This is a genomic window from Roseinatronobacter sp. S2 (genome assembly GCF_029581395.1).
Taxonomy (GTDB): domain Bacteria; phylum Pseudomonadota; class Alphaproteobacteria; order Rhodobacterales; family Rhodobacteraceae; genus Roseinatronobacter.
In genome coordinates, this window is record NZ_CP121113.1 from 1,435,799 (window position 1) to 1,451,910 (window position 16,112).

At 60.0% G+C, this 16,112-nt stretch carries 12 protein-coding genes; 6 read left to right on the forward strand and 6 right to left on the reverse strand.

Going from position 1 to position 16,112, the window contains the following annotated elements; translation table 11 throughout:
• Window positions 1–19 precede the first annotated feature (19 nt).
• The 3 genes from P8S53_RS06825 to P8S53_RS06835 form a co-directional block, all read right to left on the reverse strand.
• Entirely contained in the window at window positions 20–262 is a 243-nt protein-coding gene (locus P8S53_RS06825) for a BolA/IbaG family iron-sulfur metabolism protein (protein WP_277806391.1), read from the reverse strand.
• 51 nt (window positions 263–313) lie between these two features.
• A complete protein-coding gene (purL, locus tag P8S53_RS06830) occupies window positions 314–2,479 on the reverse strand; it encodes a phosphoribosylformylglycinamidine synthase subunit PurL (RefSeq protein ID WP_277806392.1) in 2,166 nt (721 codons plus the stop codon).
• A gap of 497 nt (window positions 2,480–2,976) precedes the next feature.
• Window positions 2,977–3,870 (reverse strand): LysR family transcriptional regulator, encoded by an 894-nt coding sequence (locus tag P8S53_RS06835; RefSeq protein ID WP_277806393.1) that lies wholly within the window; start codon window positions 3,868–3,870, stop codon window positions 2,977–2,979.
• A 156-nt stretch (window positions 3,871–4,026) separates the two neighbouring features.
• Between P8S53_RS06835 and P8S53_RS06840 the strand changes: the two genes are divergently transcribed.
• From P8S53_RS06840 to ccmE, 4 genes are all read left to right on the forward strand, one after another.
• Window positions 4,027–7,443: an indolepyruvate ferredoxin oxidoreductase family protein gene (locus tag P8S53_RS06840; RefSeq protein ID WP_277806394.1), complete on the forward strand. Its 3,417-nt coding sequence runs from the start codon at window positions 4,027–4,029 to the stop codon at window positions 7,441–7,443.
• Window positions 7,444–7,514: 71 nt separating this feature from the next.
• Entirely contained in the window at window positions 7,515–8,327 is an 813-nt protein-coding gene (locus P8S53_RS06845; protein ID WP_277806395.1) for a glutamate racemase, read from the forward strand.
• A gap of 100 nt (window positions 8,328–8,427) precedes the next feature.
• Window positions 8,428–9,456, forward strand: coding sequence for an N-acetyl-gamma-glutamyl-phosphate reductase (gene argC / locus P8S53_RS06850; protein ID WP_277806396.1), 1,029 nt, complete (start codon window positions 8,428–8,430; stop codon window positions 9,454–9,456).
• A 12-nt stretch (window positions 9,457–9,468) separates the two neighbouring features.
• Window positions 9,469–9,918, forward strand: a complete 450-nt coding sequence (gene ccmE, locus P8S53_RS06855) for a cytochrome c maturation protein CcmE (protein WP_277806397.1) — start codon at window positions 9,469–9,471, stop codon at window positions 9,916–9,918.
• A 460-nt stretch (window positions 9,919–10,378) separates the two neighbouring features.
• On the opposite strand, the gene P8S53_RS06860 is transcribed toward ccmE, so the two are convergent.
• From P8S53_RS06860 to P8S53_RS06870, 3 genes are all read right to left on the reverse strand, one after another.
• A complete protein-coding gene (locus tag P8S53_RS06860; RefSeq protein WP_277806398.1) occupies window positions 10,379–11,158 on the reverse strand; it encodes an enoyl-CoA hydratase-related protein in 780 nt (259 codons plus the stop codon).
• A 70-nt stretch (window positions 11,159–11,228) separates the two neighbouring features.
• Window positions 11,229–11,687, reverse strand: a complete 459-nt coding sequence (locus P8S53_RS06865; RefSeq protein ID WP_306417890.1) for a cytochrome c-type biogenesis protein — start codon at window positions 11,685–11,687, stop codon at window positions 11,229–11,231.
• A 2-nt stretch (window positions 11,688–11,689) separates the two neighbouring features.
• Window positions 11,690–13,663, reverse strand: coding sequence for a heme lyase CcmF/NrfE family subunit (locus tag P8S53_RS06870; RefSeq protein WP_277806400.1), 1,974 nt, complete (start codon window positions 13,661–13,663; stop codon window positions 11,690–11,692).
• 202 nt (window positions 13,664–13,865) lie between these two features.
• Here P8S53_RS06870 and P8S53_RS06875 point away from each other — a divergent pair, with 202 nt between their 5' ends.
• Entirely contained in the window at window positions 13,866–14,771 is a 906-nt protein-coding gene (locus P8S53_RS06875; protein WP_277806401.1) for a MoxR family ATPase, read from the forward strand.
• A 77-nt stretch (window positions 14,772–14,848) separates the two neighbouring features.
• On the forward strand, window positions 14,849–16,108 hold the full coding sequence (locus tag P8S53_RS06880) for a VWA domain-containing protein (protein ID WP_277806402.1): 1,260 nt from the start codon (window positions 14,849–14,851) through the stop codon (window positions 16,106–16,108).
• The last annotated feature ends 4 nt before the right edge of the window (window positions 16,109–16,112 follow it).

Consider the following 16,112-nt stretch of genomic DNA (forward strand, 5'->3'; position numbering starts at 1 on the left):
TGTGGTCCTTTGTCAATTGTCAGTCGGGGGCTTTGGTGGTCAGGGCAAGGGCGTGCAATTCGCCATGGTTGCCATCCATTTTGCCCTTCAGCGCGGCATAAACGGCACGTTGCTGTTGCACGCGGTTCAACCCCCGGAAACTTGCGTCAATAACTTCGGCAGCGTAATGATTGCCGTCACCGGCAAGGTCTGTGATCGTGACTTGTGCTTCGGGAAAGCCCTCTTTCAAAAGGGTTTCCAGTTCTTCGGCAGTGATGGCCATCTTGCGTCCCCGTTTGTCTTTTGGTGAAGGTAATCCCCGTGTGTGCGGGAATCAAGCGTCACCGATCGCGCGGCCAAAGGCGGTTTTGTAAATGCCGTCCAGTTCTGCCAGCGGCGCGCTGTCCTTGCCGAATGTGACCGTATCGCCGCCAAACCGGCCCATATGGGCAAGCGTCACCCCGGCCTGACCGGCGGCCACCATCAGCGCCTCGGCCTGATCGAAGCTGCATGCAATCAGGTAGCGGGCCTGATCCTCGGCGAATAGTGCGGCGATATCATCCGTGTCCAGTGTCAGACCAAGCCCTGCGGCGGTGGCCATTTCAAAGGCCGCCAGTGCAAGCCCGCCATCCGACAGGTCGGTTGCGGCCTTGACCAATGGGCGGTTGTCGCGCAGGAATTCGCCGTTGCGGCGCTCCATGTCCAGATCGACATGCGGCGCGTCGCCCTGTTCCAGCGCGAACGCTTCGGCCAGAAGGGCGGACTGGCCCAGATGGCCCTGTGTCTCGCCGATGACCAGCACCAGATCGCCATCTTCCGGCAAGCCCGCGATCAGATTGTCGACATGATCAATCAACCCCACTGCGCCAATGGTGGGGGTGGGCAGGATGGGTTGACCGTCGGTTTCATTATACAGCGACACATTCCCCGACACGATGGGCATATCCAGCGCCGCACAGGCCGCGCCAATGCCCTTGATGGCCCCCACGAACTGGCCCATGATTTCGGGCTTTTCAGGGTTGCCGAAATTCAAATTGTCGGTCGTGGCCAGTGGTGTGGCCCCCACGGCTGTCAGGTTGCGATAGGCTTCGGCAACGGCCTGCTTGCCGCCTTCAAACGGGTTGGCGCGCACATAGCGCGGGGTTACGTCACTGGTGAACGCAAGCGCCTTGTCCGTGCCATGCACCCGCACGACACCCGCACCAAGGCCCGGCGCGCGTATGGTGTCGGCCATGACCATGGTGTCATATTGCTCCCATACCCATGCTTTATGCGCGTAGTTGGGCGAGGCGATCAGCGCGCGCAACCCGTCCATTGCGGAAATTTCGGGAATATCGCCCAAAGCGGCGGGCGCGGGCGTTTCAATCCACGGCCGGTCATATTCCGGCGCGCTGGAGGCAAGTTTCGACAGCGGCAGATCGGCCTTGGTTTCATTGCCTTGCAGGATCAAAAAGCGGTCTTCGGCAATGGTTTCGCCGACGATGGCGAAATCCAGATCCCATTTTTCGAATATCGCGCGCGCCTGCGCTTCCATGGATGGCTTCAGCACCATCAACATGCGTTCCTGACTTTCCGAAAGCATCATTTCATAGGCGGTCATGCCGGTTTCACGGCACGGCACGCGGTCCAGTTCCAGCTTGATGCCAAGCCCGCCCTTGTCGCCCATTTCCACCGCAGAACAGGTCAGCCCGGCCGCCCCCATGTCCTGAATGGAAATCACTGCGCCCGATGCCATCAACTCCAGGCAGGCTTCCAGCAGGCGTTTTTCAGTGAACGGGTCGCCCACCTGCACTGTGGGGCGTTTTTCTTCAATTGTGTCGTCAAATTCGGCGCTGGCCATGGTGGCCCCGCCCACACCGTCGCGCCCTGTCTTGGCACCCAGATAGACCACCGGCATGCCGACACCGCTGGCGGCGGAATAGAAAATCTCATCCGCGTTGGCCAGACCGGCTGCAAAGGCGTTTACTAGGCAGTTGCCGTTATAGGCGGGATGAAAGCGCACTTCGCCGCCCACGGTGGGCACGCCGAACGCGTTGCCATATCCGCCCACACCTTCGACCACGCCGCGCACCAGATGCGGGGTTTTGGGGTGGCCGGGTTCCCCGAAGCTTAGCGCATTCATCGCCGCAATCGGGCGCGCGCCCATGGTGAACACATCGCGCAAAATGCCGCCGACGCCAGTGGCCGCGCCCTGATAGGGTTCGATATAGCTGGGGTGATTGTGGCTTTCCATTTTGAAAATCACCGCCTGACCGTCGCCAATATCGACCACGCCCGCATTCTCGCCCGGGCCGCAAATGACCTGTGGGCCGGTAGTGGGCAGGGTGCGCAGCCATTTCTTGGACGATTTGTAGGAGCAATGCTCGTTCCACATGGCAGAGAAGATGCCCAGTTCCGTGAATGACGGCTCACGCCCGATGATGTTCAGAATGCGGTCATATTCATCAAGGCTCAGGCCATGCGCGGCAATCAGGTCGGGGGTGATGGCAGGTTCGGTCATATCAGGGCACCTTTGGGCAGGGCAAAAACGTGTCGCCCGCGCCAGTGTCGGGCCGTTTCTTCCCCTTACGGCAAAGGGGTCGGATGGGAAAGAGGGCAGCTTTGATATGGTTGCCCGCATGTCATGAAACTGTGGCGGATACGCAAAAATACACGCATAAAGCGAAAAGCGACAAAATGAATGGACGCCGCCCATGCCTGCTGAAGCCTTGTGCGCGGTGCGCATTTTGTCGGCGAAAATAAACTTTCAAGGCGTATGTATAGGTGATTCCCGCGCGGGCGGGTGCTGAAATGCCCTGTAAAACGGCAAAAAAAGGGCCGAGCACGAAGCTCGGCCTAAGTCCAACAGGGAGGTAAAGACGCGAGCTATAAACTCAAACGCCTTAACTTCTAGATAGGTTATTGCTTAGGCATTACGCAAGTTAAATTGCTTTGCGTATGGCACATTGCCGCCATGCGTTGCGAACATGCCTCATGTCAGAAGGCGCTTGTGCAGGCCTACATTTGCCGTGCGCGCCTGTAGGCCACGATTTCTTCGACAACGAAATCACGGAACGCCGAGATGCGGCGCGAATGGCGCAGCTCTTCGGGATAGGCAAGAAATACCGGAATGTCGCCACTGGCAATGTCTGGCAGGACATGGACCAGTTCGGGAAAATCCTCGCCGACATAATCGGGCAGGACGCCGATTCCCAGATGGTTCAGCACCGCCTGAAGGACACCGAAATAGTTGTTGACGGTAAAACTTGATCGGGTGGGTTGGGCTGTCAACTCTCGTATAAGTTGTGCGCCCGCGCTGACCTGTGCCGATGTAATGTTCTGCGACACAAGGCGGAAATCCCTCAAGTCTTCCATTTTTTGCGGTGTGCCATGGGCGCGCAGATATTCCGAACTGGCAAAAAGCCGCATATTCACTGTCATCAGGCGCTTGCGGATCAGGTCAGCCTGGCTGGGTTCTTTCATGCGGATGGCGATATCGGCTTCGCGCATGGGCAAATCCAGCACGCGTTCTTCCAGCATCAGGTCGATGCGCAGGTCGGGATATTGCGCATAAAGCGATGTCAGGCGCGGTGCCAGAAACAGTGTTCCGAAACCTGTGGTGCTGGTCACACGCAAGTCACCATACACTTCATCTTCTGCATCGCGGATGCGTGCGGCGGCTGTTTCCAGCTGCCTGCTCATGGATTTGGTGGCGTCAAACAGCAATTCGCCTTGTTCGGTCAGAATCAGCCCACGGGCGTGGCGGTGGAACAGAACGGTATCCAGCCCTTCTTCAAGGGCGCGAATCTGGCGGCTGACCGCTGATTGAGACAGCTGCAACGTGTCACCGGCATGCGTCAGGCTGCCCGCGTCCGCCACTGCGTGAAATATTCTTAGCTTGTCCCAGTCCATACCAACAGTTCCATACAGATGTTTGCGCAAAAGTAGATGATTCGTTCTACGGGGTTTTATCTGATCACAAAAGCGCTGAATTACCCAGTTTTCACTTTGTAGGTCAGAAATATTGACCTATGATCGGATTATACGCAACAGTGCTGGGAGGTGCAGATGGGGCGGCAGGATATTTCGTTGAACGACCGGTTCGACATGACGAAATCACCCGTTTTGCTGAATGGAACGCAGGCCATGGTGCGACTTATGTTGCAGCAGGCCGCGCGCGACCAACAGGCAGGGCTGAACACTGCGGGCTATGTTACCGGCTATCGTGGGTCGCCCCTTGGCGCGGTTGATCAGCAGATGAACCGCGCAAAAGCGCTGTTGCAGGCTGCAAACATCCGCTTTCAGGAAGGGCTGAACGAAGACCTTGCCGCGACAGCGCTTTGGGGCAGCCAGCAGGCCGAACTGCGCGGCGAAGGGCGTTTTGACGGTGTTTTCGGGCTTTGGTATGGCAAGGGGCCGGGTGTGGACCGCACGGGCGATGTGTTTCGTCACGCCAATATGGCGGGAACATCACCCTATGGGGGCGTGTTGGTCGCGATGGGTGACGATCATACGGGCGAATCCTCGACCACATTGCACCAGTCGGATTGGGCCATGGTCGATGCCTATATCCCCGTTTTGTCGCCTGCCGGTGTGCAGGAAGTGCTGGATTTCGGCCATTACGGCTATGCATTGTCGCGCTTTGCGGGCGTCTGGGTCGGCCTGAAGACGATGAAAGACACGGTCGAGGCCACAGCCGTGGTCGATGGCAACCCGCACCGGATGCAGTTCGTCCTGCCTGATCTGGCCCTGCCAGATGGTGGGTTGAACATCCGGCTGGTGGACACCCCTGTCGCGCAGGAAGCGCGCATGATCGACCACAAGCGTTTTGCCGCCGAAGCGTTCAGCCGCGCCAACCGCATGGACCGCCGCGTCTATGGCAAAGCCGGTGCCAAAATCGGGTTCGTGGCCGCAGGCAAGAACTGGCTGGACCTTGTGCATGCGCTGAACCTGCTGGGCATTGGCGCGGATGAAGCCACGCGTCTGGGCCTGACCACCTATAAGGTCGGGCAGGCATGGCCGCTGGATATGGAAAGTTTCCATGAATGGGCCGAAGGGCTGGAGTTGATTGTCGTTGTTGAAGAAAAGCGCAAACTGATCGAAGTTCAGGTCAAGGAAGCCATTTTTGACGACCGGCGTGGGCGGCGTGTCTATGGCTGGCACAAGGGCGACACATGTGAACACGGGCGTCAGGTCGAACTGTTTCCCACCCGCTACGCGCTGGACCCGATCATGATTGCCGAACGTCTGGGCGAGATATTGATCGAGGAAGGGCGCGGCACCGACCGAGTGAAAGCGGGCCTTGCCCTGCTGGCCGATGCGCGCCGCGCCGACAACGCCCCCGATCTGGCCGCGCGGCTGCCCTATTACTGTTCGGGTTGTCCGCATAACACATCGACCCGCGTGCCAGATGGTCACCGTGCCTATGCGGGCATTGGCTGCCACTATATGGTGCAATGGATGGACCGCAACACAGTGGGCTTCACCCAGATGGGCGGCGAGGGCGCGAACTGGATTGGTGAAGCGCCCTTTTCCAGCCGCACCCATGTGTTCCAGAATCTGGGCGATGGCACCTATAACCATTCCGGCGTGCAGGCCATTCGCGCGGCCCTGGCTGCGGGCACGAATATTACCTACAAGATCTTGTATAATGATGCCGTTGCCATGACCGGCGGGCAAAAGAACGAAGGCGGCTTGTCGCCGCACCAGATCGCGCATGAACTGGCCGCGATGGGCGTGCGCAAAATCGACGTGGTGTTTGACGAAAAGGAAGAACCGCAGCGCGCGGATTTCCCCAGGTCTGTAGGCTGGCACCCGCGCGCGGATTTTGACGCCGTGCAACGTGATTGTGCCACGCATCAGGGCGTTTCGGCCATCATCTATGTGCAGACCTGTGCTGCTGAAAAACGCAGGCGGCGCAAACGCGGCGAATTTCCCGACCCTGACCAGCGCGTGTTCATCAATACCGACATTTGCGAAGGGTGCGGGGATTGCGGCGTGCAGTCAAACTGCGTGTCCATTGTGCCCGTGGAAACCGAATTCGGGCGCAAACGCGCGATTGACCAGTCCTCGTGCAACAAGGATTTTTCCTGCCTCAAGGGGTTCTGCCCGTCATTTGTCACGCTGGAAGGGGCCAAACCCCGGCGCGCCGCTTCCCAGTCGGTCGAGTTGCCGAAGCTGGCAGACCCCGCGCTGCCCGAAATCCGTGGCACGCATAACATTGTCATCACTGGCGTGGGCGGCACGGGCGTTGTGACGATCGGCGCAATCCTGTCCATGGCAGCCCATATTGATGGCAAGGGCGCGGGCATGATCGAAATGGCAGGGCTGGCCCAGAAGGGCGGCGCGGTGCATATCCATTGCCGCATCGCCAACACCCCCGAAGATATCAGCGCCATTCGTGTGGCCGTGGGCGAGGCGCATTGCGTCATTGGTGGCGATCTGGTGGTGACGGCCGGCGCGAAAACACTGGGCCTTATGCGCAGCGGCCAGACAGGGGCCGCCGTGAACACCCATGAAATCATCACTGGTGATTTCACCCGCAACACGGAATTCCGCATTCCCGGCGACGATCTGCAAATGGCGCTTCAGGCGCGGCTGGGTGACAATCTGCACCTGTTTGACTATTCGGAACTTGCCAAGCGGCTGCTGGGTGACAGCATCTATTCCAACATGATTGCGCTGGGGGCGGCGTGGCAAATGGGGCTTGTCCCCCTGTCCGAAGCGGCAATTCTGCGCGCGATTACGTTGAACAAGGCCGCAGTGGACGGCAACACCCGCGCTTTTGCACTGGGCCGCTGGGCGGTTGTCCACCCCAAGGCTGCGGCAAAAGCGCTGGCGGACAGCGTGGCACAGATGCCGAAATCGCTGGATGACATGATCGCGCAGCGTGCGGACCATCTGGCAAGCTACCAGTCGGCGCGCCTTGCAAAACGCTACCGCGAACTGGTGGAACAGGCCCCTGATGCGCGCCTGCGCGAAGCGGTGGCCAAGGGCTATCACAAGCTGCTGGCCTATAAGGACGAATATGAAGTGGCCCGCCTGCATCTGCAAACGCTGGACAAGGCACGCGCGGAATTCGACGGCAATTTCACGCCCCGCTTCCATCTGGCACCGCCCCTGCTGTCGCGCATGGGGTCCGATGGTCGACCGCTCAAGCGCAGCTTCGGGCCATGGATCATGCGCGGCTTTGCCATTCTCGCACCGCTCAAGGTCTTGCGCGGCACGGTCCTTGACCCGTTCGGCGCCACATCCGAACGCCGGATGGAACGCCAGCTGATCCGCGATTACGAGGCGCTGATGCCGCGCATTCTGGCCGAAGTGACACCGGACACGCATGATATCGCGGTGGAACTGGCGGAATTGCCGCTGCACATTCGCGGGTTCGGGCCGGTCAAGCACCGCAATGCAGCCGCGGCCGCGCAGCGCCGCGACGAATTGCTTGCGGGTTTTGATGCCCCGCCTGCACGCGTTGCGGCACAATAGGCGCGAACAGGCTGGATTTCTGCGTGCGCCGGACGTATGCAGGTTGAAATTCATGACTGTGGGGCAGGCGCATGGCGGTTGGCGTATTCGATTCGGGATTGGGCGGATTGACCGTTCTGGGCGCAGTGACCGAACGTATGCCGGATGTGCCCTTCGTGTATCTGGGCGACAATGCCCATACGCCTTACGGTGTGCGCGATGCCGACGACATTTATGCGCTGACCTGCGCCGGCGTGGAACGCCTGTGGGAAGATGGCTGCGATCTGGTGATTTTGGCCTGTAACACCGCATCTGCGGCGGCGCTGAAGCGGATGCAGGAAACATGGGTGCCCGAGGACAAGCGCGTGCTGGGTGTCTTTGTTCCGTTGATCGAGGCATTGACCGAACGCGGCTGGGGCGACAATTCCCCCCCGCGCGAAGTGGCGGTCAAACATGTGGCGCTGTTTGCCACGCCTGCGACCGTGTCCAGCCGCGCGTTCCAGCGCGAACTGGCTTACCGTGCCATCGGTGTCGATGTCGAGGCGCAGCCCTGCGGCGGTGTGGTCGATGCGATTGAACAAGGCGATATGCAACTGGCCGAAGCGCTGGTGCATTCCCATGTCGAAGCGCTGCTGCGCCGCATGCCACGCCCCGAAGCCGCCGTTCTGGGCTGCACGCATTATCCGCTGGTTGAACATGCCTTTCGCGAAGCGCTGGGAGAGCGGGTTGATGTCTATTCGCAGCCCAATCTGGTCGCGGCAAGTCTTGCAGATTACCTGATACGCCGCCCCGACATGATCGGGGCTGGCAGGGACAGCGCATTTCTGACAACGGGAAATCCGGTGAATGTATCGCGCAAGGCCACGCAGTTCCTGCGACGACAGATCACCTTTCGGGCTGCATAACTGCGCCCGCTTTCATCTTGCCTTAAATACTCCCCGCGCGGGACGCGCATATTGTTGAAACGCACGCGCCCGCGCACCGACTGCACAGGGAACCACAACCATGACCAAGAAAATAGCCATCCTCGGGGCTTCGGGCTATACGGGCGCCGAACTTGTGCGCCTGATTGCCACCCATCCCGACATGAAGATCGCCGCGCTGACGGGCGAACGCAAGGCAGGCCAGCCCATGGCCAAGGTGTTTCCGTTCCTGCGCCATCTGGACCTGCCCGATCTGTGCCGCATCGAGGATGTGGATTTCGCGGGCATTGATCTGGCGTTTTGCGCGCTCCCGCATGCGACCTCTCAGGCGGTCATCAAGAAGCTGCCGCGCGATCTGAAAATCGTGGACCTGTCCGCCGATTTCCGCCTGCGCGATGTTGCGGAATATGAAAAATGGTACGGACAGCCGCATGCTGCGCCCGATTTGCAGCACGAAGCGGTCTATGGCCTGACGGAATTTTACCGCGATGAAATTCGCGGCGCGCGGCTGGTGGCGGGCACGGGCTGTAATGCGGCTACGGGGCAATATATCCTGCGCCCGCTTATCGAAGCGGGGGTGATCGATCTTGATCGCATTATCCTTGATCTGAAATGCGGGGTCAGCGGGGCAGGGCGCGCGCTGAAGGAAAACCTGCTGCATGCGGAATTATCCGAGGGCACGCAGGGCTATGCGGTTGGTGGCACACACCGCCATCTGGGTGAGTTTGATCAGGAATTCAGCCGCATTGCGGGCAGGCCCGTGCAGATCCAGTTTACGCCGCATCTGGTGCCGTTGAACCGTGGTATTCTGGCAACGGCGTGGCTGGATGGCGATGCCGCGCGCATTCACGAAGTTTTGCAGGCCAGATATTGCGCTGAATCAATGATTCATCTGCTACCTTTTGGCACAACACCATCGACTCATGATGTGCGCGGATCAAATTTCGTGCATATCGGGGTTGTCGGGGATCGTGTTCCCGGTCGCGCGCTGGTGATTGCTGCACTGGATAACCTGTGCAAAGGATCATCGGGGCAGGCCATCCAGAACGCGAACCTGATGCTTGGTCTGGAAGAGGGGGCGGGCCTTATGGGCGCACCGCTTTTCCCATGAAATGAGGTTACGATGAAAAGCCTGAAAAAGACCCGTCGCATTCAGATCATCATGGTCGCGGCTGTGGCCTTGGCGTTTTCGACTGCGTTGATCGGTTATGCCATGCGGGACGGGATCAATTTCTTCCGCTCGCCTTCCGACGTGCTGGCCGCGCCCCCGCCCCCGAACGAGGTGTTTCGCATCGGCGGGCTGGTCGAGGCGGGGTCCATCATTCGCGGGCAGTCCGACACGGTGATCTTTCGCGTGACCGATGGCCCCGCATCGGTCGAGGTGCGCTATCGCGGTATTCTGCCCGATCTGTTCACTGAAAATGAAGGCATGGTCGGAACCGGCCGGTTTGTGGACGGTATTTTTCAGGCAAGCGAGATTCTGGCCAAACATGATGAAACCTACATGCCGCGCGAAGTCATGGAAGCGCTGAAGGATATGGACGAATGGCGCGGGCCTGATCCGCAAAGCTAGTGCCTGATCCTGTAAGGTTGAAACCTATGATCGTGGGTGCTCTTGGCCTGATGCGGGCGGTTGGGAGTTCCCAAGGCGCGGAGCAAAGGGCGAAGCCCGCCGCGCCATAGGTCTGGCCGTCCCGCGGCCTGCTGATTTGGCTGATGGCAGGCCAAGCCTTTGAAGTCAGGATTGCGCAGCTTGCATAAAGTGCATTCCTTGAATGTCGGATCGGCAGACCCCGGCCCACCGATGGCGCGGGCTTTGTCCAAGCGCGAATGTCCGCAAAAGGCCAGAATCAACCAGCGTTGCTGTTGCATCTGACGTGACACTTCCGCGCATCACGGGCGCAGGGGCGTGGCCCGAAAGCCCCCCTCTTAGAGCATATCACGTTCATTCGCATTCACGAGATATGCTCTAACTTATTGATTCCGCATGTTCGAGAAGCTCAAAACCGGTTCCCACTTTTGAGCAACATGCTCTAGCGTCCCTCAAATGCGGGCGGGCGCTTTTCCAGAAATGCCAGCACACCTTCCTTGAAATCACGGGTCTTTCCGGCCTCTGCCTGAAGCTGGGCTTCAAGGGCCAGTTGTGCGTCCAGTGTGTTCGACATGCTTGCGCGCAGGGCGCGGCGAATATTGCGATAGGCCACTGTGGGACCGTTGGCCAATGTGACTGCCCGCGCCATCCATGCCGATTCAAAGCTTTCATCAGGCACGGCTTCCCAGATCATGCCCCAGTCGGCGGCCTGTCGCGCGGTAATGCGATCGGCAAACAGCATGGCCCCCATCGCGCGGGCAAACCCTATCTGGCGGGGCAGGAAATAGGTGCCGCCCGCGTCAGGAATAAGCCCGATGCGCGTAAACGCCTGAATGAACACCGCGCTGTCACAGGCGATGACCACATCTGCGGCCAGTGCCAGATTGGCCCCCGCCCCCGCTGCCGCACCGTTCACAGCCGCGATGACAGGAACCGGTGCGTCGTAAATCGCATGCAAAAGCGGCTCATATTCTTCGCGCAAGGTGCGTTCCAGATCGATCTGCGCGGCATTGCCGCCATCACCCAGATCCTGCCCCGAACAGAATGCCCGCCCTGTCCCTGTCAGCACCAGAACGCGCGCTTTGGGGGCCATGGTCTTGATGGCATGCGTCAGTTCTGCGCGCATCTGCTTGTTCAGCGCGTTCATCATTTCCGGCCTTGCCATGGTAACAATGGCAATTCCGGCGTCGTCGATACTGGTTGTCAGCGTGTCGTAATCCATGCAGGTCCCCTGGCGAAAATCCTGCGCTACCTTAGCGCAGTCATCAACAGGGGAAAGCCCGAACCACGCGTCATTCTTTCAGCAATTCCTGCAAGCGGCGTTTTTCTTCCGGGCTCAGTCCCGATTTGTCGGCTTCGGGTGCCCTGGCACGGCGGCGCAGGTATATCACTGCCGACCCCAGCGCGATCAGGAACATAACGGGTGCGGCTACCCATAAAATGATATTGGCCCCCTCGGTTGTCGGGCGCAACAGGACGTATTCGCCATAGCGGTCCACAATATAGGCAACCGCGTCTTCGTTGCTGTCCCCTTCGACCAGCCGTTCGCGCACCAGCAACCGCATGTCGCGGGCAAGATCTGCGTTTGATTCGTCGATGGATTCATTGCGGCACACAAGACAACGCAGGCCCGCCGAGATGTCGCGCGCCCGCGATTCCAGCACCGGATCGTCAAGAATTTCGTCGGGTTGAACAGCCCATGACGGGCTGCTTATCGCGATTGCCAGAACCGCCAGAAGGGTGCGAAACATGCTCATTCTGCCGGCACCGCGTCGATGCGGGTTTTGCCTGCGCCTGCGGCCACACGGTAGCGCCGGTCGCTCAGGCTGAAGATGCCGCCAAGTGCCATAAGGAAACACCCGAACCACAGCCAGTTTGCAAACGGTTTGATATAGGACCGCACCGCCCAGCCCCCGTTATCTTGCGGATCGCCAAGTGCAAGATACAGATCGCGCGTCACGCGGTAGTCGATGGCGGCTTCGGTCGTGGGCATGCCCGCAATCGGATAGAAGCGCTTTTCCGGTTGCAGATTTGCAATGAACCGCCCGTCACGCCGTGCCTCGATTGTTGCCATGGTCGACACATAATTCGGCCCCTCAACACGGTCCACGGATGTCAGCGTCAGGTCATACCCGCCATAGTTATAGGTCTCGCCGATCTGGACCACGCGAATATCCTCGGACTCCCAGCCAACAAGGGCCGCAACCGCGAACACGGTGATCCCCATGCCCGCATGTGCAGTGAATTTGCCCCAATCGGCGCGCGGCAGGCGTGTGATGCGCCCCAGACGCGCGCGCCAGTCACCCCGCCCCGTGCGCGTCCAGATATCGACCACCGATCCCAGCACAACCCACAACCCCAATGCCAGCCCGATAGGAACCAGCGTCGAATGTCCGGTCTGCAACGTCCATGTCAGTGCGCCCATGGCCACCGAAAACACCGCCAGCCCCCAGAGCGGGCGCATGGTCCGCGCCAGATTCCCGCGTTTCCAGGGCAGCATTGCCCCGATGGGAAGCACCATGGCCAGCGCCACCATGAACGGCGTAAAGGCCATGTTGAAAAACGGCGGACCGACTGACAGCACCCTGTCAAACAGCATTTCCGCCACAAGCGGCCACATCGTGCCGATGAACACCACAAAGGACGACACGGCCAGCAACACATTGTTAATCACCAGCGCAGATTCGCGGCTGACGGTTGCAAAGACGCCCTTGGCCTCCAGCACCGGGGCGCGGATGGCGAATAGTGTCAATGCCCCGCCCATAAACGCCGCAAGGATCATCAGGATGAAAACCCCGCGTTCGGGGTCCATCGCAAACGCATGCACTGATGTCAGCAAACCGGATCGCACGATGAATGTGCCCATCAAGGAGAAGCCGAACCCAAGGATTGCCAGCAGGATGGTCCAGCTTTTCAGCGTTTCGCGCTTTTCTACCACGATGGCCGAATGCAGCAATGCTGCGGCAAACAACCACGGCATCAGGCTTGCATTCTCGACCGGGTCCCAGAACCAGAACCCACCCCAGCCAAGCTCGTAATAGGCCCACCAGGACCCTGTTGCGATACCGATGGTCAGAAACACCCATGCGGCCAATGTCCAGGGCCGCACCCAGCGCCCCCATGCCGCGTCAACCCGCCCTTCGATCAGGGCCGCCACCGCGAAACTGAACGCCATCGAAAGTCCGACATAGCCCAGATACAAGAACGGCGGGTGAAACGCCAAACCGGGGTCTTGCAGCAGCGGGTTCAGGTCGGTCCCGTCAAAGGGCGGAAAGGCCAGCCTTGTGAACGGGTTGGACGTAAAAATGGTGAAGGCCATGAACGCGGCTGTAATGGCCGATTGCACCGCCAGCACCCGCGCTTGCAGGCTTGCAGGCAGGTTGCCCCCGAACCATGCCGCAGACGCCCCGAACAGCGTCAGAATCAGCACCCATAACAGCATCGACCCCTCATGATTCCCCCAGACACCGGAAATCTTGTAGATCAGCGGCTTCAGGGTGTGGGAATTGTCCACAACCAGTTTCACGGAAAAATCCGACACCAGAAAGGCATAGGTCAGCGCCGCATAGCTGAAGGCCACAAGCCCGAACTGGACACTGGCCATGGGATTGGCCACCAGCATCCAGTCGCGCCAGCCTTTATGCGCGCCAATAAGGGGAATGGCCGCCTGCGCAAGCGCAACAGCAAAGGCCAGGATAAGGGCGAAATGTCCAAGTTCTACTATCATGGCTCAAGTCTTAAACCAAACGCATGACTTGGCAAAGCTTTCTCGCACTGCAAATGCGCGACGGGTCGTCACAGGTTGGTGCGTGGCGGGGCTGTGGCGGGCGGGGTATTGTCCTTTGGTGTCGGGTGCAGGTGTTTGGTCTTGACCCCCGCGCCCCCGCACGACAGCGTGCAAACTGTCCAGCATCACGAAAGGGCATCAGGTGAGCGAAGAATTGTCCAGTATCGACCGCGTGCAGACATTGCTGCGCGCGCATGCCTATGTCGCCGACCGTGCGCTGTCGACAGTGGTGTATCTGGCGCTGAAGCTGCAACGCCCCGTTTTTCTTGAAGGGGAGCCGGGCACCGGCAAAACCGAAATTGCCCGCACCCTCGCAACGGCCCTTGGCAGGCGTCTGATCCGGCTGCAATGCTATGAGGGGCTGGATGCGTCCTCTGCGGTTTATGAATGGAATTTTGCGGCGCAGATGCTGGCAATCCGCGCCGCCCAAGCGACCGGCGACGCACAGGCGATCAAGGACACGCTTTTTGGCCCCGAATTTCTGATCGAACGCCCGCTTCTGGAAGCGATGCGCCCCCAGCCGGGTGGCGCGCCTGTCTTGCTGATTGACGAAATTGACCGCACGGATGAACCTTTTGAAGCGTTCCTGCTCGAAGCGCTCTCGGATTATCAGGTCACCATCCCGGAACTGGGTACGATCAAGGCCACCGAGGCACCGATTGTCATTCTGACATCAAACCGCACCCGCGAAGTGCATGACGCCCTCAAGCGGCGCTGCCTGTATCACTGGGTGGATTACCCCGCTTTCCAGCGTGAACTCGACATCCTGACCGCGCGCGCCCCCGAAGCCTCTGCCACACTCTCGCGCGAAATTGTGGCTTTCGTCCAGCGGCTGCGCAGCGAAGACCTGTTCAAGAAACCCGGCGTTGCCGAAACGATTGACTGGGCCAAATGCCTGCTTGCACTCGATGTCGTGGAACTCTCCCCCGAAGTGATCGCCGACACCCTTGGGGCAATTTTGAAATATCAAGATGACATCGCCCGCCTGCAAGGGCTGGAAGCCAGCCGCATCCTGGACGAGGCCCGCCAGTCCCTGGCCCCGTCATGATTTTCATTCTGGTCAAAATATCCTGGGGTGAATTGGCGCAGCCAAGAGGGGCAACGCCCCTTGATCGTGTGTGACACATGGCACGCTACGCGGACCTGTCCATCCCCGAAGATGGCAAGCTGGTGGACAATATCACCCATTTCGCACGGGCCTTGCGGCGTGCAGGCCTGCCGATCGGACCGGGCCGTGTCAGATTGGCAATAGAGGCGGTCGCCGCCGCAGGTTTTGCCCGCAAGCCCGATTTTTACTGGACCCTGCATGCGGTTTTTGTGAACCGCCCCGAAGAGCGGCAGGTGTTCAACCAGATATTCCGCCTTTACTGGCGCGATCCGCGCTATCTGGAACATATGATGTCGCTGATGCTGCCTGCGATCCGCAATGTCGCCGAAGAAAAAGCAGCCGAATCAGCGGCAAAACGCGCAGCCGAGGCGCTTCTGGACGGCGCGCAGGCCCCCGAGCCGCCACAATCAGGCGATGACAGCGACAATACCGAAATCCAGATCGATGCATCGCAGACGGCCTCTGCTGATGAACGGCTGCGGCATCTGGATTTTGAACAGATGTCCACACAGGAAATGGCGGATGCAAAGCGCATGCTGGCGCGGCTGCACCTGCCGGTCAGGCCGCTCAAAACCCGCCGCCTGCGCCCCAGCCCCACAGGGCGCAGGCCCGACTGGCGTGCCAGCATGCGCGCCGCATTGCGTCATGGGGGCGAAATGACCCGCATTTATCGCCGCGCTCCCGCGACACGCTGGCCTGCATTGATTGTGCTGTGCGACATTTCGGGGTCCATGTCGCAATATTCCCGCATGGTGCTGCATTTTGTGCATGCGGTGGCCAACCGGCGCGGGCAGGGCTGGTCGAAGGTGCATGCCTTCACATTTGGCACGCGGCTTACGAATATCACCCATCATTTGCGCAGCCGCGATGTGGATGCAGCCCTGAACGCGGCTGGCGCGCAGGCGCAGGACTGGCAAGGTGGCACGCGCATCGGCGCGTGCCTGCGCGCCTTCAATGTCGACTGGTCGCGGCGGGTGCTGGGGCAGGGCGCGGTCGTGTTGCTGATATCGGACGGGCTGGACCGCGATGATCCCGCACTTCTGGGGCATGAGATGCAGCGCCTGCACCTGTCGTCACGGCGCTTGATCTGGCTGAACCCGCTGCTGCGCTGGGACGCGTTTGCGCCGCGCGCGCGCGGTGTGCGTGCCATGCTGCCGCATGTGGACAGTTTTCGTGCAGGCCATAATGTGGCGTCACTGGACGCGCTGGCGCGTGCGATTTCCGATACGGATGACCATGGCGAGAAAGCGCGCCTTATGGCAATGCTCAACGATTGATCCC

What these genes read in the sequence shown, in the direction of transcription:
- P8S53_RS06825 (WP_277806391.1), bottom strand. Translation starts at nt 262, where the DNA reads ATGGCCATCACTGCCGAAGAACTGGAAACCCTTTTGAAAGAGGGCTTT.
- ccmE (WP_277806397.1), top strand. Translation starts at nt 9,469, where the DNA reads ATGAAAAGCCTGAAAAAGACCCGTCGCATTCAGATCATCATGGTCGCG.
- P8S53_RS06880 (WP_277806402.1), top strand. Translation starts at nt 14,849, where the DNA reads ATGGCACGCTACGCGGACCTGTCCATCCCCGAAGATGGCAAGCTGGTG.
- P8S53_RS06870 (WP_277806400.1), bottom strand. Translation starts at nt 13,663, where the DNA reads ATGATAGTAGAACTTGGACATTTCGCCCTTATCCTGGCCTTTGCTGTT.
- P8S53_RS06840 (WP_277806394.1), top strand. Translation starts at nt 4,027, where the DNA reads ATGGGGCGGCAGGATATTTCGTTGAACGACCGGTTCGACATGACGAAA.
- P8S53_RS06845 (WP_277806395.1), top strand. Translation starts at nt 7,515, where the DNA reads ATGGCGGTTGGCGTATTCGATTCGGGATTGGGCGGATTGACCGTTCTG.
- purL (WP_277806392.1), bottom strand. Translation starts at nt 2,479, where the DNA reads ATGACCGAACCTGCCATCACCCCCGACCTGATTGCCGCGCATGGCCTG.
- P8S53_RS06835 (WP_277806393.1), bottom strand. Translation starts at nt 3,870, where the DNA reads ATGGACTGGGACAAGCTAAGAATATTTCACGCAGTGGCGGACGCGGGC.
- P8S53_RS06860 (WP_277806398.1), bottom strand. Translation starts at nt 11,158, where the DNA reads ATGGATTACGACACGCTGACAACCAGTATCGACGACGCCGGAATTGCC.
- argC (WP_277806396.1), top strand. Translation starts at nt 8,428, where the DNA reads ATGACCAAGAAAATAGCCATCCTCGGGGCTTCGGGCTATACGGGCGCC.
- P8S53_RS06865 (WP_306417890.1), bottom strand. Translation starts at nt 11,687, where the DNA reads ATGTTTCGCACCCTTCTGGCGGTTCTGGCAATCGCGATAAGCAGCCCG.